Below are 22,594 nucleotides of genomic sequence, written 5' to 3' on the forward strand. Positions count from 1 at the left end.
CGCAGCCCAAGGGCGGCGGTAGGAGTGAGACGATGAGTTTGTATCTGGGAGTGGATGCCGGGGGGAGCAAGACGCACGCGGTCATCTGCGATGAGAATGGGAATATTGTAGGTAAGGGAATGTCCGGTAACGGCAATCATCAGACGACTCGCGAGGCGGAGCGCAACATTCAATCGGCCTGTGAGGCAGCGCTGCGGTCGGCCGGGGCGGCTCAGGAAGAGATCAGCTATGCGTATTTTGGGCTCGCCGGCGCGGATCGTGAAGCGGACTTTGCCATTCTGCGTCCGATGATAGCGCGTCTTGGCTATGCGCGGCATGCGATCGCCTGCGACACGATCATCGGCATGCGGGCAGGCACCAGCCGGCCATACGGCGCGGCAATCATCTGCGGTACGGGATTTAACAGTGCGGCCCGAAACCGGGCGGGCGAGGAGTTTCAATACGGAGGATTCGGCTTTGTCTACGGAGACGGCTATGCCGGAGGGGCCGGTTTTGCCCAGCTGGCATTTCGCTCGGTCATTCGCGCCTGGGATGGGCGGGGGCCTAAGACGCTGCTCACGCCGCTGGTGCTCCGGCATCTCGGCTATGACGAGGTGGAGCCGATGTATGAGGATGTCTTGTACGGCAACATTTCGATTCCTCCGAGTCTGGTGAAAATCGTATTCGAAGCGGCCGAGGCCGGCGACGAGGTGGCCACGCGAATTCTGGTCAGCGAAGGAGAAGAGCTGGCCAACGCCGTATGTACACTTGTTCGGCGTCTGGACATGACGCAGGAGATCTTTGACATCGTGTATATCGGCAGCGTGCTGAATCGTCCGAACAGCTCGATACTGACCAGCGCCATCGAGCGGGTGGTGGCAGAACGGGCCCCGGGCGCCCGCTGTGTCCGATTGACATCTGACCCGGTTGTAGGGGCGTTGATGTGTGCGATGGAAGCGGACGGGCGGACGATTAAACCGGAGACGGAAGTCAGGCTTAAAGCGTTTGTGTTTGATGAAGAGAGCGTATGAGGGAATCTGAGGCCATATTAGGGAACGGAACAATCATGGGAGGCGATTTGACGTGAAGCATTCGTCGGGCTTGAAAATAGCGGTGATCGGAGGAGGCTCCTCCTACACGCCGGAAATTGTGGAGGGCTTTATCCGTCATTATGATCAAATGCCGGTTCGCGAGCTGTGGTTCGTGGACATTGAAGAGGGCAAGCATAAGCTGGATATCGTCGGCAATCTGGCGAAGCGGATGGTGAAGGAGTCCGGGCTGCCGATCGAGGTCCATCTGACGCTGGACCGGAGACGGGCGATTGAAGGGGCGGATTTCGTTACGACACAGATGCGGGTCGGTCTGCTGGCCGCCCGGAAGCTGGATGAGCATATTCCGATCATGCATGATGTGATCGGGCAGGAAACGACCGGACCTGGCGGCATGATGAAGGCGCTGCGCACCGTGCCGGTCATCCTCGACATTTGCCGGGATATCGAGGAGCTGGCGCCGAACGCATGGATGCTCAATTTTACGAATCCGGCGGGTATTGTGACGGAGGCGGTTGCCAAGCACAGCCGGGTGAAGTCGGTCGGGCTGTGCAACTCCCCGATCAATTTCCAGAAGTTCTTGGCGGCGGAATACGGCGTGCCGGAGAAGGACGTGCTCGCTGAATTTGTCGGCATCAACCATCTGCACTGGGTTACCTCGGCTATCGTAAATGGGGAGGAGAAGCTGCCGGAGCTCCTGGACGGGGGCAAGACCTATACGGCCCGTAATGTGCCGACCCTCGGCTGGGATGCTGAGTTTCTGCAATCGCTTGGTGCGATCCCGACCTACTATTTGAAGTACTTCTATATGACTGACAAGATGCTGGCTGATATGAAGGCATCGCTTGCGAAGGATGGCACCCGGGCGGATGTCGTCAGCCGGGTTGAGCAGGAATTGTTCGAGCTGTATAAGGACGAGAATTTGGCGGAGAAGCCAAAGCAGCTTGAGCAGCGGGGCGGTGCCTACTATTCCGAAGCGGCTGTCAATCTGATGAACTCCATCTATAACGACCGGCATGACATTCAGACGCTGAACGTATCCAACGGCTCGATGTATGACTTTCTGCCTGCGGATGCCAGCATCGAGATCAACTGTGTGGTGACCGGACAAGGGCCAATTCCGCTTGCGCCACAGCATGTTCCGGAGCATGTCAAAGGATTGATGCATGCGGTTAAGGTTTACGAGCAGCTGACCATCGAGGCGGCGATTACAGGAGACCGGGGCATAGCGCTGCAGGCGCTGGTGCACCATCCGTTAGTGCCGTCGGTCACCGTGGCCAAGAAGCTGCTGGATGAGATGCTGGAGGCGAACAAGAAATATTTGCCGGCCTTTTATCAAGCGTAGTTTACGAACAGCGAAGAAAAAATGAATTATGACCGATTATAATCCTGACAGCCTTGTTGTCAGGATTATTCGTTTAGGATCGATAGCAGATGACCCACACTTCACCAACCGAAGGAGGGATGCCCGTGAGACTGGATCGTTTGCTTGGAATTACGCTGGAACTGCTGGCCAAGAAGCGGGTGACCGCAGCGACATTGGCTGCCAAATTTGAAGTATCGGTACGCACGGTCTACCGTGACGTGGAGTTGATTAATCAGGCCGGTATTCCGGTTGCATCATTCACCGGCGCAGACGGAGGATTTGAGCTGATGGATGGATTTTATCTGACGAGGCAGCACTTCTCGGTTGACGATTTGTCGGTCATCTATACTCGCACTCGGATTTCGTCCGGAAGTCGGCATCCCGGGTGCGGTAGCTGCACTGATCTACGTCCTCCTTTTCGCTTATTGCACGAGCTGGGTATTCGCGTTTGTCGGCAATACGGTCAGACGGCCGGAGACGGTATCGGGCACAAGCATGATGGTGGTCTATCCGCTCCTGTTCGCCAGCAATGTGCTTGTTGACACCTCGACGATGCCGAGCGGTCTTATGATGGCGATTGACTGGAATCCGATCAGCGTGGCCGTGAGCTTGACGCGGGGACTGCTTCACGGCACGGCGAGTGCTGCCGATAAGGCGGCAGGCCTCGGGGTCGGCCTGCTGCTGCTCGGTATTTTTGCTCCGCTAACGATCTACGTCTACTTACGGAAGCAGTAGCGGCCAAAAGCAGCTCTAGCGCTATACCCCCGAATAGGCCATGAAACCGCCATCAACCGGAATGACCGTGCCGGTCACAAAGCCGGACGTATCGTTATCGACCAGCCACAGCAGCGTGCCGAGCAGATCGGTGGGAACACCGAACCGTCTCATCGGGGTGTGGGTGATGATTTTGCGGGAGCGGTCTGTCAGTGATCCGTCCGGCTGAAGAAGCAGGTCGCGGTTCTGCTCGGTCAGGAAAAATCCCGGTGCGATCGCATTGACGCGAATGCCGGATTCCGCCAGATGAACAGCGAGCCACTGTGTGAAGTTGTTGATCGCTGCTTTGGCTGCGCTGTAGGCCGGAACCTTGGTCATCGGGCTTGGCGCGCTCATGGAGGAGATGTTCAGGACGACTGCTCCCGGGCGGTCCACCATGCTTTCGGCAAATATCTGGGTCGGGATCATCGTGCCGATAAAATTCAGGTCGAACACGTCGCGGAACCCGGAAATGCTCAGTCCGAAAAAGGTGGTGACATCCGGCTGCCCCATATCCTCCGGCCGGAAAATCTCATGGGTGGTGTTGGCATCCTTGCGGTTGCCGCCAGCTCCGTTGATCAGAATGTCGCAGGGGCCGAAGGCCTCGAGAACCGCGGCCTGCGCCTGCCGGACGCTGTTCACATCGGTGACATCACAAGCGACCGCAATCGCTTTGCCGCCAGCGGTCTTGATCTCATCGGCGACCTGCTGGCCTTTCTCTACGGTGCGATTCAGCACCGCGACGCTCACACCCTGCCGCCCCAGTTCAAGCGCCATCGCACGGCATAAGACGCCGGAGCCGCCGGTAATGACGGCGGTTTTGCCGGCTAGCGACGGGTGCAGCGGGAGAGCGGGAGCCTCCTGCTCAGCAAGGCCGGCATGGCTGCCTGCGCCTCCCTGATCTGGGCTGACAGGGTGCGCTCCTGCGGAAGGTTCGCGCCCGTCATCTGCGTGATGGGCCGGACCTGATGTTTGTTCATGCAAACTCATTGTGATTCCTCCTTATTTCACAGCGGATTCATTCCTGCGGTAGGCGTCCCACAGGCCCCACAAGTACATGATGCCGAGGGCACGGTCATACAGGCCGTAGCCTGGTCTGCACTTTTCGCCCCACAGATGGCGTCCGTGATCCGGTCTGCAATAGCCGGAAAAGCCGTTCTCATGATACGCCCTGACGATGCCGGAAATATCGACGGTTCCGTCCTGTGTCCGATGAGAGGTTTCAATGAAGTCGCCGTTCTCATACACGCGCACATTCCGGATATGCGTGAACGGGATGCGGTCATGGAATTCATGAATCATGGAGATGATGTCATTGTCCGGATTGGCTCCGAGGGAGCCGCTGCACAGGGTGATGCTGTTGGCCGGGCTATCGTACAGGCTCAGAAATCTGCGGAGATTCTCTTGTCCCGTAATGATGCGGGGCAGCCCGAAGATCGACCAAGGCGGATCATCCGGATGAATCGCCATGCGGATGCCGTTTTGCTCCGCAACCGGAATGACGGCCTGTAGAAAATAGTCCAGATTGCGCCACAGATCGTCGGCGGTTACGCCGCGATAGGCCTCGAACAGGGAGGTGAGATGCATCAGCCGCTCGGGCTCCCAGCCCGGCATCGTCAGCGCGCTGTTCTCGCTGATGTTTCGGACGAGGTCCATCGGGTCAATGCCGTCGATTCTGGATTTTTCGAAGAAGAGGGCGGTTGATCCATCCTCCATTTCTTTGAACAGCTCGGTGCGCGCCCAGTCAAATACAGGCATGAAATTGTAGCAGATGACCTTGACGCCGACCTTGGCCAGCTTCTCGATCGTACGGATGTAATTCTCGATGTACTGGTCCCGTGACGGAAGCCCGAGCTTGATGTCCTCATGCACATTGACGCTTTCCACAACCTCGATATGAAGTCCGTAGCGCTTGGCTTGATCCCGAACCTCCTCGATGCGTGCCAGCGGCCATTCTTCCCCGGCCGGTATGTCATGAAGCGCCCATACAATGCCTTCTACCCCGGGGATTTGTCTGATCTGATCCAGCGTGACAGTATCGTTGCCCTCGCCGAACCATCTGAATACCATACGCAAAATTGTCCACCGCCTTTAACAGGATAAAGATGTATACAGCCTGAAGTTAAGTAAAGATTATATATCTTCCTTGTTTCCGGAAGGCAATTCAAAATACGTCATTTAAAATAATCGGGATGCTTCTCTCGAAGCACGGTCAGATTAGAGATTATGAGGCTGAGATGATGCTGCATCACCTGTTCGGCCGTATCGGCATCCTGCCGCCGGATAGCCTCCGTAATTTCACGGTGCTGTTCATACAGCTGACCCCAGTGCGGATCGGTGGACAACCACAGCATCCGGCTCCGGTTCAGATGGGCATTCATCTGCTGCAGCACGCTCCACGTTCCCTGCTTGCGGCACCCCTCGAATAGAATCCGGTGAAAAGCCTCATCAAGCTCGAACATTTCACGGCCGTCATGCTTCTCGATGCTATGCTTCTGAGCGGACAGATTGGCATCCAGCTCGGCCAATCGTTCCGCCGGGAACTCGGCGCAGGCGAGCCGAACGACGGCCTTCTCGAGCTGCTCGCGCATGAACCGGGCTTCCTCTACCAGGTCCGGGTCAATGAGCGACACTCGCGTGCCCCGCTGCGGAAGGACGACGACGAGATCTTCCTGGGCGAGCCGAACGAAGCTCTCCCGAACCGGCGTGCGGCTAACTTCGAAGGCAAGCGAAACCTCCTTCTCGGATAAAGCGGTTCCGGGAGGCAGCTCCAAGCTGACAATTTGCTGCTTGAGACGGGAATAGACGTTGTTCCCCGCTGAGCCCGGTTGTGACCGCCAGGATTCAACCATGACATCACCTCCTATTTTGTTCCATACTACCATACTTGTATGGTAGTATGGAACAAAAATTTTAAAGCGTTTTACATTCCGAGGAGGGAATGAATACTGCGTGATCTGAAGCATATCGAATGAATTTGGCCATTGAGAAGGGAACCAATGACAACGGAACAAATGACAAAAAATGATGGCGATCCACTCTTATAGGGTGGGGGGCTATATGATATACTAGAGATAACAAGAACGGGACGGCATCATCGGTTGTTGTGCTGCTGAATTGATAATCGAGGCCGATGCCAAGCCAAGGACCAAGGGGGAAAGGGAATGTCAACAGAGAGCCATACACATGAGTGCGCGGTAACAAGTGAGCGGAAGAGTCACCATTCCGAGAAGACGAAGAACAATCTGATCAGCAGATTGAACCGGATTGAAGGCCAGATTCGCGGTGTGAAGGGCCTGATCGAGAAGGATACGTATTGTGACGATGTTCTGAACCAGATTTCCTCCATACAGTCGGCCTTGAACGGGGTCAGCAAGCTGCTGCTGGAGCACCATATGAAAAGCTGTGTGGTAGAGCGGCTGCAGGAGGGTGACGAGGAAGTCATCACAGAACTGTTAACGACGATGAACAAATTGATGAAATAAACAAAGGCTGGCTTCCAGCCTGCCGCGCGGGCTGAAGCCGGTTCTGTGGGCAGCCTTCGTTCAGCGCATGGGAAGGAACACAGAACCGGCAGCACAGGATGGATTCCTTCAAGTCCGCATATGGGCGGACTTGAGATTGGGCTAGAAACGTCCCGGCAGCGTACGGTGGTGATTGGAGGTTATTTCTTGGTCTGTAGCAGCGGGCATCGTTGTTTTCAGCCCAAGTATGAAAAATTCATTGACGAAATATAGGGTAGGGGGGTATTCTAAATTCAACAACAAAATTAGAAAAAGAGGAGGGATTGACGGTGGAACAGGCAACAATCAGGGTAGTGGGCATGTCGTGCAGCCATTGTGTGAGCTCGGTTGAGGGCGCGTTGAAGGCAAACCAGGTACAAGGCACGGTTGATTTGGCGACAGGGACGGTCTCCATACAATATGACCCGGATAAGATCAATCTGGATACGATCAAGAACGTTATCGAGGAGCAAGGCTATACCGTGCGTTAACGACAACAGCGAAGAAATGGGGTGAATCGGCATGGGAACAGATGCAGCCGACAAGGATTATAAGAAGACATCGCTGCAGCTTACCGGCATGACTTGTGCCGCTTGTGCGAACCGGATTGAGAAAGGGCTCTCCCGTATGGAAGGGGTGCAGGAGGCCAGCGTTAATTTTGCCTTGGAGAAAGCAGCGGTCGTATATGATCCGGGGGTTGTGACGGTACAGCAGATGGAAGAGAAGATCGAGAAGCTCGGGTACGGCACTGCCAAGGAAACGGCGGATCTGCAGCTGGCAGGCATGTACTGCGCAGCCTGCGCCGTGAAGATCGAGAAGGTGGTCAACCGGATGCCGGGCGTGCAGGAGGCCACCGTCAATTATGCCATGGAGACGGCTCGGGTGGAATATAATCCGGCGGAGGTGTCACTCCAGGATATCCAGCAGCGTGTGGAGAAGCTCGGCTATCAGGCCGTGCCGAAGCAGGAGGCTGAAGGGCGGCAGGATCACCGGGAGCAGGCGATTACTATGCAGAAGCGGAAGTTCATTCTGTCTGCCGTGCTGTCGCTGCCGCTGCTATGGGCGATGGTTGCGCATTTCTCCTTCACCTCCTGGATCTGGATGCCGGACTTGTTCATGAATCCATGGTTCCAGCTGGCGCTGGCCACTCCGGTCCAGTTCTATATCGGCAAGCAGTTTTACGTCGGCGCCTATAAGGCGCTTCGGAACCTTAGCGCCAATATGGATGTGCTGATCGCGCTCGGGACATCGGCGGCGTATTTCTACAGTCTGTATTTGACGCTGGATTGGGCAATGGCGGGCGCTTCAGCCCATCATGGGCCGGCGATGTACTACGAGACAAGTGCCATCCTGATCACGCTGGTCATTCTGGGCAAGCTGTTTGAATCGCTGGCGAAGGGACGGACCTCGGAAGCGATTAAAGCGTTGATGGGGCTTCAAGCGAAGACGGCGCTGGTCGTCCGGGACGGCCAGGAAATGACGATTCCGGTGGAACAGGTGCTGGTTGGCGATACGGTCATCGTGAAGCCCGGCGAGAAAATTCCGGTGGACGGCCGGGTCGTGGACGGCATGTCGGCTGTGGATGAGTCCATGCTGACAGGTGAAAGCATACCGGTGGAGAAGAAAGCCGGGGACACGGTGATCGGGGCGACCATGAACAAGAATGGGCGACTGACGTTTACGGCCACCAAGATTGGCAAAGAGACCGCCCTGGCTCAAATTATCAAGGTGGTGGAGGAGGCCCAAGGCTCTAAAGCGCCGATTCAGCGGATCGCGGACGTGATCTCGGGCATCTTCGTACCGATTGTTGTCGGCATTGCCGTGCTTGCCTTTATCGTATGGTATTTCTGGGCTGCGCCGGGCGACTTTGCCCACGCGCTGGAGATCGCGATTGCCATTCTCGTGATTGCGTGCCCTTGTGCGCTGGGCCTGGCCACACCGACCTCGATCATGGCCGGCTCCGGCCGGGCCGCCGAATTCGGTGTGTTGTTCAAGGGCGGCGAGCATCTGGAGGCGACGCATAAGATCGATACCGTCATTCTGGACAAAACGGGAACGGTGACGAAAGGAACTCCGGAGCTGACCGACGTGGAGCCATACGGCATGGAGGAGTTGGCATTCCTCCGTTTGACAGGGGCTGCGGAGAAAGGCTCGGAGCATCCGCTTGCCGAGGCGATCGTGGCCGGAGTTGAGGCCGCGGGGGTGCAGCTGCCGCAAGCAGAGCAATTTGAAGCGATTCCGGGTCACGGCATCCGTGCGGTCGTCGACGGGAGAGAGGTGCTGGCCGGAACAAGAAGGCTGATGGCCGCGAAGCATGTCTCCGTGGAACCCGCGCTGGGCCGCATGTCCGAGCTGGAGTCAGCGGGCAAAACGGCCATGCTGGTGGCTGTCGATGGCAAATATGCCGGACTGGTTGCAGTGGCCGATACGATCAAGGAGACATCGCAGGCGGCGGTGGCGCGCTTGAAGCAGATGGGGATCGAGGTCATCATGATTACCGGCGACAATGAACGCACCGCTCAGGCGATTGCTGCACAGGCCGGAATCGATCAGGTGCGGGCAGAGGTTCTTCCCGAAGGCAAGGCGGATGAGGTGAAAAAGCTGCAGCAGCAAGGCCGGAAGGTGGCGATGGTCGGCGACGGCATCAACGATGCTCCGGCGCTTGCAGTGGCCGATATCGGCATGGCGATTGGCACAGGCACGGATGTCGCCATGGAGGCGGCAGACGTCACCTTGATGAAGGGCGATCTGGGCAGCATTCCGGATGCCATCTATATGAGCCGCCGGACGATGGGCAATATCCGGCAGAACCTGTTCTGGGCGCTGGCCTACAACTCGCTCGGCATCCCGATTGCCGCCATCGGGCTTCTTGCACCCTGGGTTGCCGGGGCGGCGATGGCACTAAGCTCCGTATCGGTGGTGCTGAATGCGCTCCGCCTGCAGCGAATGAAGGTATAATGCACACCTTCGTATGAACGTATCGCACCGCCCGGAACAAGCGGGGTGGCCTGAAAGCGGATGGTAGGAGAGTCATGAGAAGCCGAAGGCGCTGACGGTTAAGGCAAGTGGTCCGGGGGATAATCATTTGGCCGGAATACAGAATGGGGCAAGCTTGAACGTTGAAATGGGAGTGAGAAGAAGTGGCTATGCGAAAATTTGCGGTAACGCCGGGATTTGAGGTCGGCGGAACGCTGTTCAAGCCGGAGCAGCTGGCCGTGCTGGGCTCCATTGTGGGAGAGAACGCCCGCATCGAGCTGACCACATTTAAGCAGCTGTACGTGGAGATGGACGAAGAACGGATCGAGGAGGTGGAGGTGCAGCTTAAGGAGACGGGGCTGCAAATTCATCCGGCAGGCTTTGTATCCAAAAGTCTGATCACCTGCAACTTTTGCCGAGGGGCTGAGGATTCCGGACTGGATGTTGCCCTGATGCTGGATGAGGCCATCGCAGATCATCCCGTACCGAATCCGCTCAAGATTGGGTACGCCGGATGCGGGCTCGGGACAAGCGAACCTTTGCTTAAGGATATTGCCGTCGTGAAGATTCGGGAGGGTTATGACATCTATGTCGGCGGTGAACCGCGTGGGCTCAAGGCCGGTATTGCCAAGCAGCTGCATTCCGGGCTATCCTCCCGGCAGCTGGTTCCTGTCATTCGGCGGCTGATCTCGGTATATCAGGAAGCCGGCAAGAAGAAGGAGAAGTATTCCCGTTTTGTGGAGCGGATGACGGTGGAGAAGCTGCGCGAGCTGACGCAGGCCGAACTGGAGGCCGTTTAACTGCGAGGCTATAGATTCTTCTCGCCCTGTCATCACTCCTGTATAGGACGAGCTTATTGGCAGCTGTGAAGTACGAAAAGAGCGATCTGTTGTGGCGGCTAGATGCCGCAGGACAGATCGCTCTTTTTGGCTGTTGGAACGGTGGACGCCCCGGCTATCTGCAAGACAGCAGCTGAATCCGCCATATGCGGTGTGCTGGACCGGGGCTATCGCTTGGGTTTACGTTTATGCCTGGGGTTTAATCCCCGTAATGTCAGCAAGCAGCTCATAGGAGCGCAGGCGGGCATCGTGATCATAGATTGCCGAGGCCACGATAATCTCATCGGCATTCGTCATTTGCTGGAACTGCTCGAGCTGGGCGCGCACGGTCTTCGGACTGCCGATGGCAGAGAAGCTGAGCTGCCCTTTCACAATGGCCCGCTCCTGTATCGACCACAGTTCCTCCATATTGTCGACCGGAGGCTGCAGCTGACCGGTGCGCCCGCGAATAATATTCAGGAACTGTTGGTAAGCTGAGGTTGCCAGACGCTCAGCTTCCTCATCCGTATCAGCACAGATGACGTTAACGCCGATCATGGCATGCGGATTCGCCAGCTCCTCGGATGGGCGGAAATAGCTGCGGTACAAATCCAAAGCCTGCAGCAGGAAATCCGGTGCAAAGTGGCTGGCAAACGCAAACGGCAGACCCAGCTGTGCAGCGAGCTGGGCGCTGAAGCCGCTGGAGCCAAGCAGCCAGATCGGAATGTGGAGTCCTTCACCCGGAATCGCTCTTACCCGCATGGAAGAGCCGGATATCGGGTTGAAGTAGGTGCGCAGCTCGCCCAGGCGATCGGGGAAGTCCTGTCCGTCGCTGCCAGGACCGCGGCGCAGCGCACGGGCGGTCAACTGATCTGATCCCGGCGCGCGGCCAAGACCGAGGTCGATGCGGCCCGGATATAGAGATTCGAGTGTGCCGAACTGCTCGGCAATAACCAGCGGAGCATGGTTAGGCAGCATGATGCCGCCTGATCCGACGCGGATGGTGCTGGTTCCGCCGGCCACATAGCCGATGACCACCGATGTGGCGGAGCTGGCTACGCCTGGCATATTGTGATGCTCGGCCAGCCAGTAGCGGTGGTAGCCCCATTTCTCCGCATGCTGGGCCAGGTCGAGTGTATGTCTTAGCGAGACCGCTGCGGTGCTTCCCGTTGTGATGGATGCAAGGTCCAGGATGGAGATCGGAACGTCGCCAAGCTGTTTGGGACGAGCGGTGTGCTGCTGTTGTTCGGGTTCTGACATTAGGATATGCCTCCTTAATCATAAAGTGGGCGGACATCAATGTATCCATACCGTTCCGTCATTCACCGTCCTGCAGTGGAATGAAAGCGGACTGTTCAAGTGCTATAGCAGCCTGGCGCTCATCTGACTGGCATGGGTGGCCAGTTGTTGCTCGAGCAGACCAAGCTATAGAAACATACAGCGTCGCCAACGCCGCGGTTTGGCCGCGATTGGCGAAACAGGAGGGCCATGCAGCGTATTGGCTCCAGTAGAAGCAGAAAGCGCAGAGCCCACTGTATCGCTATTATATCCTTACTTTTTCACAGGAACAAATGAAAGAACAGCCCTTATTCAGGAACCTGACTTAGAAAACAGGGGATAGCAGCACCCAGAAGGCCGATGGATCGTGATATCGGGTTGACAGTATACTCTGTGATACCTAAATGTCAGTCGTTATGATGCTGTATTGTCAGCTCCTTTATTCCGTTCATATAGGGACGCAGCGCTTGCGGGATATAAATCGACCCGTCTTCCCGCTGATGATTCTCCAGCAGCGGGATCAGAATGCGCGGCGAGGCAACCGCCGTATTGTTCAGCGTATGGCAATAGCGCAGCTGGCCATCGCTATCGAGGTAGCGAATGTTCGAGCGGCGAGCCTGGAAGTCGAGCAGATTCGAGGACGAATGGGTCTCGCCATAGGCCTGGCGGCTTGGCATCCACGTTTCGATGTCGTACTGCTTGTAGGTTTTCTGCGACATATCGCCAGTGCAGACCGCCACGACGCGGTAAGGCAGCTCAAGCAGCTGCAGCAGCTCCTCGGCATTGGCGGTAATCTCCTGCAGCAGCCGCTCCGAAACCTCTTCGTCCGCTTCGCACAGGATCACCTGCTCCACCTTGGCAAACTGATGCACGCGGTACAGCCCGCTTACATCTCTTCCCGCCGAGCCAACCTCGCTCCGGAAGCATAGCGAAGCGGCTGCCAGGCGGAGCGGCTCGCTCACATCAACAATCTCCCCGCTGTAGAAATTGACCAGCGGCACCTCCGATGTGCCGACAAGCCAGCGGTCTTCGTCTGCGATGGCAAACGCCTGATCCTGTCCCAGCGGGAAGAAGGCCGTGTTCTCCATGGCGGCTGTTCGCACCATCAACGGCACATCGAGCAGCATGAAGCCTTTGTGCATCAGCCTATCCAGCGCCAGCTGCTGAACCGCCCGGTGCAGGAGCACGCCGGCTCCCTTCAGATAATACCCGCGCGACCCTGCGGTTTTGACGCCGCGCCCGATATCCATCATCCCGTGAAGTTCACCGAGCTCGACATGGTCCCTCATGGGGAATGGATACACGGCGGGCTCGCCGATGCGGCGCACCTCCACGTTATCCTGATCCGACGCCCCAACAGGGGTATCCGGCGAGACGATATTCGGAACGAGGGCCAGCCTTTCGTTGAAGCGGGCCTCCACCTCCCGGAGCTTCTGCTCCTGTTCGCCGAGCACAAGGTTGATGTGTTTGATTTCCTGCTTCTTCAGCTCAGCCTGATCCTTCGCTCCCTGCTGCATGAGCAGACTGATCTCCTGCGATCCTGCGTTTCGCCGCTGGCGCAGCTGTTCGACCTCCTGGAGCCGCCTGCGTCTGTCGTTGTCCAGATCCAGCAGCTCCGCGACCGATAATTTGATGCCTTTGTGGTCAGCGGCCAGCTGAACCCGTCTCTGATATTGCTCACTTTCCCGAATCGATTTCATATCCAACATCGACGATCCACTCCTTATTCATGAAAATAAAAAAGCGTCCTTGTCCGTATGGGACGAGGGACGCTTGTTGCGCTCGCGGTGCCACCCAAATTGATTGAACGCTCTCCCGGTCAATCTGCTGACGGGCCTTGTTCAATCCACTTTGAATCCGCGGTAACGGGCGGACCCGGTTAACTTAGGGGGATCATAGCTCGGCTTACTTCGTGCAGATCACATCACGCAGATCTACTCCCCTTGGCGAAAACACCTCTGAGTTGGATGCTCTTCATCGGTCTGATGTTGATATTGTTGTACAGTATACCGCAAACGGCGGGATATATTCAAGTGGCAGGGCGCATTTTTTCATGATCAGATCGCAACCTTCCGGGCAGCGCCAGCCCACTCGGCCAAGACCGCGACAGCGCGGAAGCTATTCCTTTCAGGAAACGGTCATACTGTACTATAATGAAAGAGGTTTGAAAACAGCATTCATGCATCAGGAGGACTGGCGTTGATCGATTCATTAAAGCGGGAGCATGAGATTATCAAGATATGTCTGCTGGCAGGCAAAATCATGCTGCAGAGCGGGGCGGAAACGTATCGGGTCGAAGACACGATGATGCGGATCGCCGCGTCTTTTGGCGTGGAGAACAGCCACAGCTATATGACGCCAACGGGCATTATTTTCTCGGTGGAGGAGCCTCAGCATATCACCCGGCTGATCCGGATCTCGGACCGGACAACCAACCTGTATAAAATCGAGCAGGTGAACACCGTATCCCGAAGCATCAGCATGGGGGAGCTGACCATCGAGGAGGCTTACCGGAAGCTGCAGCAGATTGAACGGGAGGAGGCGCTATATCCCTCCTGGCTTCTCATTCTTGTCGCGGCTCTGGCAAGCGGCTGTTTTTTGCTCATGTTCCGCGGGGTGTGGCCGGACTTTATCCCCTCGGCGATTGCCGGAGGACTCGGCTTCACCTGCTTTGTATATATGCATCGCGTGATCCCGGTTCGGTTTTTTGCCGAGTTTTCCGGGGCGCTTGTCATTGGCATCGCATCTGTGTCGATGGTCAAATACGGATTCGGGCAGCAGCTGGATACGATCATTATCAGCTCGGTCATGCCGCTGGTGCCGGGTCTGCTCATTACCAACGCGATTCGGGATTTAATGGCGGGGCATCTTATATCCGGCTTGTCCAAGGGAGCGGAGGCGTTTGTCACTTCCTTTGCCATCGGGGCAGGCATCGCCTTTACGCTGTCATTTTATTGAATGAGGAAGGGAGCAAGAGCGGCAATGATGTATGTGGAGCACCTCGTGACGAGTTTTATCGCTTCCGCGGCCTTCGGGATGATCTTTAACGCCCCGAGAAAAGCGCTGCTGCAATGCGGCTTTGCAGGCATGGTGGGCTGGATTCTATACATTTGGCTGCAGGAGATGATGGTCAATCCGATTCCTGCGACTGTTGTGGCGGCCTTCTGCGTGACGATGATCAGTCACTTTTTTGCGAAAAAATATAAGACCCCCATCATCGTATTCAGCGTATCGGGCATCATTCCGCTGGTGCCGGGGGGGCTGGCCTACAATGCGCTTCGCAACGTGGCGGAGAACCAGTTCGACCAGGCGGTGCAGCTCGGGCTGCAGGCGTTCATGATCTCCGGCGCAATCGCGCTCGGGCTGCTGCTCTCGGAAGTGATCAATCAGGTTCTGAGGAAGCTGGTGACCCGTTGAGGAGAATCCGGGAATGGAAGCTCGGTCCATAGGATATCATCAGCTTACCGTATGTCGGCTGCACGGCCGGGATGCGGTTTTTTCGCGTTGGACGGGGCTTGCGAGCTTCGACTTACATTTCCCTATCACAGGAAAGAGGTCTGTAGTTATGAGAAAAAGGGATAGCGCATCCACGCTTCCACCCATGCCCTGTCAGGTGTCATTATAATTGCCAGTGAATTCATATTATTCCTTTTTATTGTCTGAATCAGGAGCTGTGCCTTATAATCTACTTGCACTGAATGATCTGTAATTTAAAGTGTTGTGTAACCGCATTCAACAAGCTTCGGAGTATATAAAAAAGCTGTAACTACGCAAAGCGACATCATTCAGGCGATGGCTGTATTCCACTCCAGATCAGGAAGAGGGATGATCCATGCAGGAGCTGGCGCTGCATCTGTTCGAGCGGATGGGCATGCTGCTCATCCTGACCTTTATATTGACGAGAATCCCGCTGTTTCGTCAGCTGCTGGACCGGCGGGAAATCTCCGGATTGCAGACGCTGTTGAACGCTTTTCTGTTCGGGCTGTTTGGCATTCTTGGCACCTATGCCGGGGTCGTAGTGGAGGGGAAGGAGATCAGCTCCTCCTTCTGGCTGCTCCCGCTTCAGCCGGATCAGGCGCTGGCGCATGCCGCGCTGGTCGGCGTGGTGATCGGGGGATTGATTGGCGGCCCGCGCGTCGGCTTTGGCGGCGGCCTACTGGCCGGGGCGCATCTGTTCTACATGGGCGGCTACACCGGGCTCGCAGGCTTGATCGCAGCGCCGCTGACGGGCATCCTAGCCGGTGGCGTCGCCCGGTTCTTCTCGCAGGAGCGGGTTGTCTCCCCGGCCAAGGCACTGTTCGTTGGCATGTTTGCGGAGGTGCTGTACATGGGGGTCATTCTGATATGCGCGGATGATGCCGCCCAGGCGATTGAACTGGTCGATCTGATCGGTCTGCCGATGGTGCTGACAGGCAGCATCGCGATCGCGATCTTCACGACGATGCTGCGGGTGGCGCTGGCGGAGGAAGAGCGGGCAGCAGCCTACGAGACGGAGAAGGCGCTGCATATTGCCGAAGCTGCGCTCCCCCATCTGAAGCAGGGGCTGACCTACCGGACGGCTCAGGCGGTCGCCGATCTGCTGCTGCGGGAGCTGAAGACGACGGCGGTCGCTGTCACCGATACGGAGCGGTTCCTGGCCCATGCCGGAGCGGCGAGCCGGACGATTGATCCGGGGGAGCCGATAGCGTCCCTGCCGGCCCGGCAGGTCATCTCCACCGGCGTGCTGCAGGTGGTGGAGCATGAAGAGGATATTCAGCCCCGTCATCCCTCGCTCGGGGCGGCCATTCTCGTGCCGATGATGGAAGGTGCGAGAATCGTCGGCGTGATCCAGCTGTATTTCAAGCGGCCGCAGGACATCGGACGCGTCGAGCTGGCCATGGCCAGGGGGCTCGGGCAGCTGATCTCCTATCAGCTGGGCGCAACTTCCCACGAGAACATGGCCAAGCTCATGAAAGAGGCCGAGCTGAAGCTTCTGCAGGCGCAGATTCATCCGCATTTTCTGTACAACACCCTCAATGCGATTCATTCGCTGATCCGAACAGACCCGCAGCTCGCCAGACACGCGACGATGCAGCTGGGCGCCTTCATGCGGCTGAATGGGAAGGTTATGGCATCCCGCAGAACAACCATCCGCGAGGAGATGGAGCTTCTGGGCGCCTACCTGGATATTATCCAGATCCGCTTTGAGCACCGATTCGCATTCCATAGCGAGCTTGAACCGGATCTGATGGACCTTCATATTCCGCCAGCGACACTTCAGATGCTGGTGGAGAACAGCATCAAGCATGGATTCCGCCACACGGCCAGAGGCGGCATTATCAGGCTCTCGGTATATCGTGACGGCGACATGGCCGTCATCCGGCTGGAGGATAACGGCTGCGGCATCGCGCCGGCCGTGCTGGAGCGACTCGGGGAACGGCCGCTTCACGAGGCCGGGGGGAGCGGTATCGGCATTTACAATATCAATCAGCGGCTGATGAGTTTGTTCGGCCGGGAGACCCGGCTCATGATCGAAAATCTGGCGGAAGGCGGCTGCGGGATATCGTTCCGCATCCCTATCCGCATATCGGAAGGGGGGCAGTACCTTGAAGCGAATTAGAGCGATGATTGCCGAGGATGAACGGCTGGCCAGAGAGGAGCTGGTCTACCTGCTGCAGCAGGAACCGGATATCGAGCTGCTTCCGCATGCCGAGAGCGGCCGGGAGCTGCTGGAGCTGGCTTCGCAGTGGAAGCCGGATGTCGTATTCCTCGATGTCCATATGCCGGAGCTTGAAGGCCTTCAGGCTGCCCGGATGCTTAAGGCGTCAGCTGCATCGCCGCTGATCGTGTTCACGACAGCCTATGACGAATATGCAGTGGAGGCGTTCGGCCTGAACGCCATTGATTATTTAATGAAGCCGTACAGCCACCTGAGGTTTCGGGAGTCATTAGAGCGCGTACGCGCCCGCCTGTTTACAGAGCTTCCTTCGCCAACAGAGCCGTCCGATCCAGGAAGCAAGGCCGGGTTAGAGGAGCCTTCCCCTGCGGAGAACCGGGGCCGCGCCATGCGAGGCAAGCTGCTGCTTGATGACGGAGGCAAGCATGTCCTGGTTGACCCGGAAGCGATTGTATACGCGGTGCGGGAGGAGCGAAGCGTCGTCATTCATACCGCGGAAGGGCGCAAGATCAAGAGCAAGCATACGCTTCAGGAGCTGGAGGAGCGGCTTGCGGGTTATTCCTTCTTTCGCCCGCATCGCAGCTATCTGGTGAACGTAGACCGGATTGCAGAGCTGTTGCCGTGGCAGAATGGCGCCTATAACCTCGTGTTGAAGGACGGGGATGGGACGGTCATCCCGTTGTCCAGAGAAGCAGCCAAGGATTTGTTCAGGCTGCTGCGTGAGAGCTAGTGATTAGGGAGGCGCGGTCCTGGCTACCCGAAGCATGATGCCCGAAGGGCTACCTTCCCAGGCGGAGATCACCTGTGATCCGGTGCTGTTTCGCACCATCCGTCGCCGCTCGATGCGGTCCACACGCGGTACACGGCATTTCGCGCAGAGATGGCGACGCTTCGCGCAAAGGCGGTAGTATGCGAATCAGGTCGCGTATATAATCAATTTGAAGCGCTTACAATTTGATTGGATTGAAACGCACTCTGCTGTGGATGGAGGGGAAATGGAATGGAGACCAAAGGAAAAAGCTATATGGAAGTATGGCATTCCGACAAATTCAAAAAACTGCTCACACACAAGAAACGTTTCATAGTTCCGATGACTGTATTTTTTATGCTGTTTTATTTTGCACTGCCGATTCTTACCTCGTACACGGACATCTTGAATCATCCGGCAGTCGGCCCGATTACCTGGGCCTGGGTCTTTGCCTTCGCCCAGTTCATTATGACTTGGGTGCTGTGCATTCTGTACACCCGCAAGGCTTCGCAATTCGACCGGATTGCGGATGACATCAAACAGGAGATGGAGGCTTAAGCGTATGGCGATTGCGTTATTTTGCGGTATCGTACTGCTCACGCTGATCATCACGTATTATGCCGCCAAGAAGACAACGAATACGAGCGATTTCTATACGGCAGGCGGCGGCCTGAAAGGCTGGCAGAATGGAACCGCGATTGCCGGCGATTATATGTCGGCAGCGTCCTTTCTGGGGATTGCAGGGTCCATCGCGCTGGTGGGCTTCGATGGCTTCTTCTACAGCATCGGCTTCCTAGTAGCTTATCTGGTTGTGCTGTATCTTGTCGCGGAGCCGCTGCGAAATCTCGGGAAATATACGGTGGCGGACATGATTGCCGCCCGCTTCTCGGATAAGAAAGTTCGCGGTGTAGCTGCGCTCAATACGATTTCAATCTCCATCTTCTACATGATCGCACAGCTTGTCGGCGCGGGCGCGCTCATTAAGCTGCTGCTGGGGCTGGATTACACGCTGTCCGTTCTGATTGTCGGTGTGCTCATGACGATCTACGTCGTATTTGGCGGCATGCATGCCACCAGCTGGGTGCAAATCTCGAAGGCGGTTCTGCTGATGATTGGTACGTTCATTATTTCCATCATCGTATTCGCCAAGTTTGACTTTAGCCTCACGAACATGTTCGAGCATATGAAGACGGCGACGCCGCTGCAGGAGGCCTTCCTCCACCCGGGGAACAAGTACAACGTACCGCTGGAGACGCTGTCGCTGAACCTGGCGCTCGTGCTCGGGACTGCCGGTCTGCCTCATATTCTGATCCGCTTCTTTACGGTGAAGGATGCGAAGACGGCGCGCAGCTCGGTCGTCTACGCCACCTGGATTATCGGCCTGTTCTATGTGATGACGATCTTCCTTGGCTTCGGGGCTGCGGCCTTTGTCGGGACGGCTGACATTACCCAGGTCGATACCGCAGGCAATATGGCGGCGCCGCTGCTGGCCAAGGCGCTTGGAGGCGACTTCCTCTTTGCCCTCATCTCGGCAGTCGCCTTCGCAACCATACTGGCAGTTGTTACCGGACTTGTGCTGTCGGCAGCCTCGGCCTTTGCCCATGATTTCTACGGTCAGATCGTGCGCAAAGGAACCTCCTCCGAGAAGGAGCAGCTGAAGATGGCGCGTTACGCCTCCATCGGCGTATCCATTCTTTCGATTCTGCTGGCGCTGTTCGCGCAAAATATGAACGTTGCCTTCCTCGTGTCGCTTGCTTTTGCCGTGGCGGCCAGCGCGAACCTGCCAGTTATTCTGTATACCGTCTTCTGGAAAAGATTCAATACCACCGGCGCGGTTACAGGCATGCTGACAGGTCTGATCAGCACCGTTGTTCTGGTTGCGCTCAGCCCGAACATCTGGGACCCGAACGGTCAGGCCATTCTGACAGGAACTCCGATCTTCCCGATGACCAATCCGGGCATCGTCTCGATTCCGCTCGGCTTCCTGGCGGCATATCTCGGAACGTACTTCTCCTCCTCCAAGGATGAGGCGAAATACGCCGAGGTGCTGGTGAAGGCTAACACGGGAGCATAACCGGGGACAGAAGAGGGCATCAGGCACGAAGTCTGAAGCCCGGAGTCTGAAACAGGTGTCTGTGCCTGATGCCGACGTTAGATGGCTTAAAGCGGATGAAGGACATAGAAAGGGGGACTCCTGCTGCTGTTACAGCAGTGAAGTCGCCCTTTTTTTGTCATTGCAAGCAGAAATCAACGAACATAGGAAGAGGGTAGTGAATATTCCATATTTATTTATGACGGAATTTGTCATATCCTATAATCAGGAACGGAGCGTCTGTACAACATGCAGTTGGTCCATTTCCATACATACTTACCAGAGGAGAACTTCATCAAAATTATGAAAACTAGCAAGCGTACGATGAGCAGACAGAAGCAAGTCCTGCTGCTATTAGCAGCTATCCTGTTCCTGGCATGTGCAGCCTTCGGATCCTACTGGTATTACAAATACCAGACCCGGTTCATTAATTATGCCAAATCCGAACCGCTCATTCCGGTGCAATCCACAGCCGAAATTGACAGCGATTATGACACGATTGTGGTCGGAACCGACCCGGAAGGCATTGCTGCGGCGTTGTCCGCAAGCCGAAACGGGCAGCGTGTGCTGCTGGTCGATGGCTATCAGCGAACGATGCTTGGAGGTCTGATGACCGAAGGCGGGCTGAATACGATTGATTTTAACTACTCGCCGGAGCAGCCTTCCTTTCTGGCTACGCTCCGTCCGGTCAAACTATTGAACAAAGGAATTTTTGAGGAATGGTATTCCTACTTTAATACGTCATCCTTCGATACGACACAAGCGGCCAACCGCTTCTATCAGATGGTTGCTGCGGAGCCGAACCTTGACCTGCTGATGGGGTTGCAGGCGATGGCGCCTGTCGTGGAACGCTCAGGAGATCAGGCAGTCGTGACCGGCGTCGTGCTCACTCTTCCGGACGGACAGGAACATACCGTCCATGCCGGTGCAGTCATTGATGCAACCCAGAATGCGGATATTGCGGCCGCTGCCGGCGCGCGATTCACGGTGGGGCGCAATGATACCGAGTCCGGCGGCACGCAGTTCATGGCTTCAACGCTGGTGATCAAGCTGAGTGGTGTTACCCAGGAAGCATGGAACAAGATGCTGACGCACGGCCCGGACACTTCCGGTGACCGGATGAGCATCTGGGGGTACACGGAAGCGCGGCATTATGAATCGACCCGCCCGGATCGTGTCAAGATGCGGGGGCTGAATATTGGCCGTCAGAACGACGGAACCATTCTGATCAACAGCATGCAGCTGTTCCAGGTGGACCCGCTGGATCCGCGATCGGTTGCGGAAGGCTTGCGGGTCGGTCAGGAAGAGGCGCCGCGGATTGCCGAATACCTGACGACTACGTTTGAAGAGTTCTCGGGCCTGTCTTATGCCGGAACAGCATCCGAGCTTTACATCCGGGAATCCCGTCATCTTATCGGCGAATACAGACTGAAACTGGCGGACGTTATGGAGAATCGCGTGCACTGGGACGATATTGCCTACGGCTCCTATCCGATCGATATTCAAAGCACGAGTGACGGCAGGACCGGCACCATCATGATGAAGCCGGAACGCTATGGCGTGCCATTTCGGACCCTTGTTCCTGTAGGTGTGGACGGGCTGCTCGTCGTCGGGCGCTCCGCCAGCTTTGATTCCATCCCGCATGGCAGCGCGCGGGTCATTCCGCTCGGCATGGCGACCGGCGAAGCGGCCGGGGCGGCAGCGGCATTTGCCTCCAAGCAGCAGATCAGCTTCAGGGAAATGTCACATTCCAAGGAGTTGATCGGTCAGCTGCGCACGATGCTGGAGAAGCAGGGGATGGATCTCACCCCGCATCATGTGCAGGAACCGGCCTATTTGACGCACAAAAACTACAAAGGCCTTCTGGCAGCGGCCAGCTTGTACCTGACCTCCGGCAACTATACGAATGACGGCTGGGCGCTCGATTCGCCTGCCAACGTGCAGCGCTTCTTCAATGCGGTTGCCCAGCTGTCGAACGCGTATCCGGACCTGTTCCCGAATTTGTCTTCAAGCGTGCTGAGCCATCTGGATGATCCAAGACAGCAGGCGCTCGATCTGTCTACAGCTACGTATATTCTGGCTTCGTCCATATTCGGAAGGGACCAGGTGACACCGGATACGTCGCTTGCGGAATTGATAGACAGGGGCTGGATTGCGGAAGAGACGCTGAGTCAGATTAGTGATCCGCAATCGCTAACCAATGGCGATTACTTTATGCTGATTTATGATCTGTCACAGAGCTATTTGCATCTCGAACTGGATGCATCCACGATATAGTGAACAGCCCCGGAAGGGGGATTCCTGCTGCCTAGCAGCAGTTGAATCCCCCTTTTTTGTCATTTTACGGTAAAATAGTAGGCGATGATGCATGATTAA

Annotated in this window: 19 protein-coding genes and 1 pseudogene; 15 read left to right on the forward strand and 5 right to left on the reverse strand. The window is 56.6% G+C overall.

Annotation, left to right across the window (positions count from 1 at the left end; translation table 11 throughout):
- Positions 1 to 32: 32 nt before the first annotated feature.
- From CHH75_RS18285 to CHH75_RS18300, 4 genes and pseudogenes are all read left to right on the forward strand, one after another.
- Positions 33 to 1,010 (forward strand): N-acetylglucosamine kinase, encoded by a 978-nt coding sequence (locus tag CHH75_RS18285; RefSeq protein WP_095265061.1) that lies wholly within the window; start codon positions 33 to 35, stop codon positions 1,008 to 1,010.
- A 52-nt stretch (positions 1,011 to 1,062) separates the two neighbouring features.
- A complete protein-coding gene (locus CHH75_RS18290) occupies positions 1,063 to 2,373 on the forward strand; it encodes a 6-phospho-beta-glucosidase (RefSeq protein ID WP_095265060.1) in 1,311 nt (436 codons plus the stop codon).
- A gap of 125 nt (positions 2,374 to 2,498) precedes the next feature.
- Positions 2,499 to 2,768 (forward strand): annotated as a pseudogene (locus CHH75_RS18295) (helix-turn-helix transcriptional regulator); the annotation flags it as partial.
- Positions 2,719 to 3,129, forward strand: coding sequence for an ABC transporter permease (locus CHH75_RS18300; RefSeq protein ID WP_095265059.1), 411 nt, complete (start codon positions 2,719 to 2,721; stop codon positions 3,127 to 3,129). The pseudogene CHH75_RS18295 and the gene CHH75_RS18300, both read left to right, overlap by 50 nt.
- Positions 3,130 to 3,150: 21 nt before the next feature.
- On the opposite strand, the gene CHH75_RS18305 is transcribed toward CHH75_RS18300, so the two are convergent.
- The 3 genes from CHH75_RS18305 to CHH75_RS18315 form a co-directional block, all read right to left on the reverse strand.
- Positions 3,151 to 4,137 carry an SDR family oxidoreductase gene (locus CHH75_RS18305; RefSeq protein ID WP_095398863.1) on the reverse strand — a complete coding sequence of 329 codons (987 nt, stop codon included), beginning with the start codon at positions 4,135 to 4,137 and terminating at the stop codon, positions 3,151 to 3,153.
- Between the two features lie 12 nt (positions 4,138 to 4,149).
- Positions 4,150 to 5,223: a mannonate dehydratase gene (uxuA, locus tag CHH75_RS18310; protein WP_095398864.1), complete on the reverse strand. Its 1,074-nt coding sequence runs from the start codon at positions 5,221 to 5,223 to the stop codon at positions 4,150 to 4,152.
- Between the two features lie 98 nt (positions 5,224 to 5,321).
- Complete coding sequence (locus tag CHH75_RS18315) at positions 5,322 to 5,999, reverse strand: GntR family transcriptional regulator (RefSeq protein WP_095398865.1); 678 nt, start codon at positions 5,997 to 5,999, stop codon at positions 5,322 to 5,324.
- Positions 6,000 to 6,311: 312 nt separating this feature from the next.
- Here CHH75_RS18315 and CHH75_RS18320 point away from each other — a divergent pair, with 312 nt between their 5' ends.
- The 4 genes from CHH75_RS18320 to CHH75_RS18335 all read left to right on the forward strand — a co-directional run bounded on the left by CHH75_RS18320 (position 6,312) and on the right by CHH75_RS18335 (position 10,426).
- Positions 6,312 to 6,632, forward strand: a complete 321-nt coding sequence (locus CHH75_RS18320; protein ID WP_095265055.1) for a metal-sensitive transcriptional regulator — start codon at positions 6,312 to 6,314, stop codon at positions 6,630 to 6,632.
- Between the two features lie 308 nt (positions 6,633 to 6,940).
- Positions 6,941 to 7,141 (forward strand): cation transporter, encoded by a 201-nt coding sequence (locus CHH75_RS18325; RefSeq protein WP_095398866.1) that lies wholly within the window; start codon positions 6,941 to 6,943, stop codon positions 7,139 to 7,141.
- Between the two features lie 31 nt (positions 7,142 to 7,172).
- Positions 7,173 to 9,608 (forward strand): heavy metal translocating P-type ATPase, encoded by a 2,436-nt coding sequence (locus CHH75_RS18330; RefSeq protein ID WP_095398867.1) that lies wholly within the window; start codon positions 7,173 to 7,175, stop codon positions 9,606 to 9,608.
- 182 nt (positions 9,609 to 9,790) lie between these two features.
- The gene (locus CHH75_RS18335) at positions 9,791 to 10,426 is read left to right on the forward strand and encodes a nitrite reductase (protein WP_095265052.1); all 636 of its coding nucleotides are present in this window, start codon (positions 9,791 to 9,793) and stop codon (positions 10,424 to 10,426) included.
- A 225-nt stretch (positions 10,427 to 10,651) separates the two neighbouring features.
- On the opposite strand, the gene CHH75_RS18340 is transcribed toward CHH75_RS18335, so the two are convergent.
- Together CHH75_RS18340 and serS are read right to left on the reverse strand one after the other, a co-directional pair.
- A complete protein-coding gene (locus tag CHH75_RS18340) occupies positions 10,652 to 11,704 on the reverse strand; it encodes an LLM class flavin-dependent oxidoreductase (protein WP_095265051.1) in 1,053 nt (350 codons plus the stop codon).
- A 425-nt stretch (positions 11,705 to 12,129) separates the two neighbouring features.
- Positions 12,130 to 13,431: a serine--tRNA ligase gene (serS, locus tag CHH75_RS18345; RefSeq protein ID WP_095398868.1), complete on the reverse strand. Its 1,302-nt coding sequence runs from the start codon at positions 13,429 to 13,431 to the stop codon at positions 12,130 to 12,132.
- A 490-nt stretch (positions 13,432 to 13,921) separates the two neighbouring features.
- Here serS and CHH75_RS18350 point away from each other — a divergent pair, with 490 nt between their 5' ends.
- The 7 genes from CHH75_RS18350 to CHH75_RS18380 all read left to right on the forward strand — a co-directional run bounded on the left by CHH75_RS18350 (position 13,922) and on the right by CHH75_RS18380 (position 22,495).
- Positions 13,922 to 14,680 carry a threonine/serine exporter family protein gene (locus CHH75_RS18350; protein ID WP_095265049.1) on the forward strand — a complete coding sequence of 253 codons (759 nt, stop codon included), beginning with the start codon at positions 13,922 to 13,924 and terminating at the stop codon, positions 14,678 to 14,680.
- A 24-nt stretch (positions 14,681 to 14,704) separates the two neighbouring features.
- The gene (locus CHH75_RS18355) at positions 14,705 to 15,139 is read left to right on the forward strand and encodes a threonine/serine exporter family protein (protein ID WP_095265048.1); all 435 of its coding nucleotides are present in this window, start codon (positions 14,705 to 14,707) and stop codon (positions 15,137 to 15,139) included.
- Between the two features lie 415 nt (positions 15,140 to 15,554).
- Entirely contained in the window at positions 15,555 to 17,321 is a 1,767-nt protein-coding gene (locus CHH75_RS18360) for a LytS/YhcK type 5TM receptor domain-containing protein (RefSeq protein WP_095265047.1), read from the forward strand.
- Entirely contained in the window at positions 17,308 to 18,108 is an 801-nt protein-coding gene (locus CHH75_RS18365) for a LytR/AlgR family response regulator transcription factor (protein WP_095398869.1), read from the forward strand. The genes CHH75_RS18360 and CHH75_RS18365 overlap by 14 nt, the downstream gene beginning before the upstream one ends.
- A 270-nt stretch (positions 18,109 to 18,378) precedes the next feature.
- Positions 18,379 to 18,684 carry a DUF485 domain-containing protein gene (locus CHH75_RS18370; protein ID WP_095265045.1) on the forward strand — a complete coding sequence of 102 codons (306 nt, stop codon included), beginning with the start codon at positions 18,379 to 18,381 and terminating at the stop codon, positions 18,682 to 18,684.
- Positions 18,685 to 18,688: 4 nt separating this feature from the next.
- Positions 18,689 to 20,200, forward strand: coding sequence for a solute symporter family protein (locus CHH75_RS18375; protein ID WP_413773637.1), 1,512 nt, complete (start codon positions 18,689 to 18,691; stop codon positions 20,198 to 20,200).
- Between the two features lie 342 nt (positions 20,201 to 20,542).
- Positions 20,543 to 22,495 carry an FAD-dependent oxidoreductase gene (locus CHH75_RS18380; protein WP_255223067.1) on the forward strand — a complete coding sequence of 651 codons (1,953 nt, stop codon included), beginning with the start codon at positions 20,543 to 20,545 and terminating at the stop codon, positions 22,493 to 22,495.
- Positions 22,496 to 22,594 lie beyond the last annotated feature (99 nt).

The organism is Paenibacillus sp. 7541 (assembly GCF_002276395.1).
In the GTDB taxonomy this organism is placed as follows: Bacteria; Bacillota; Bacilli; order Paenibacillales; family Paenibacillaceae; genus Paenibacillus_AQ; species Paenibacillus_AQ campinasensis.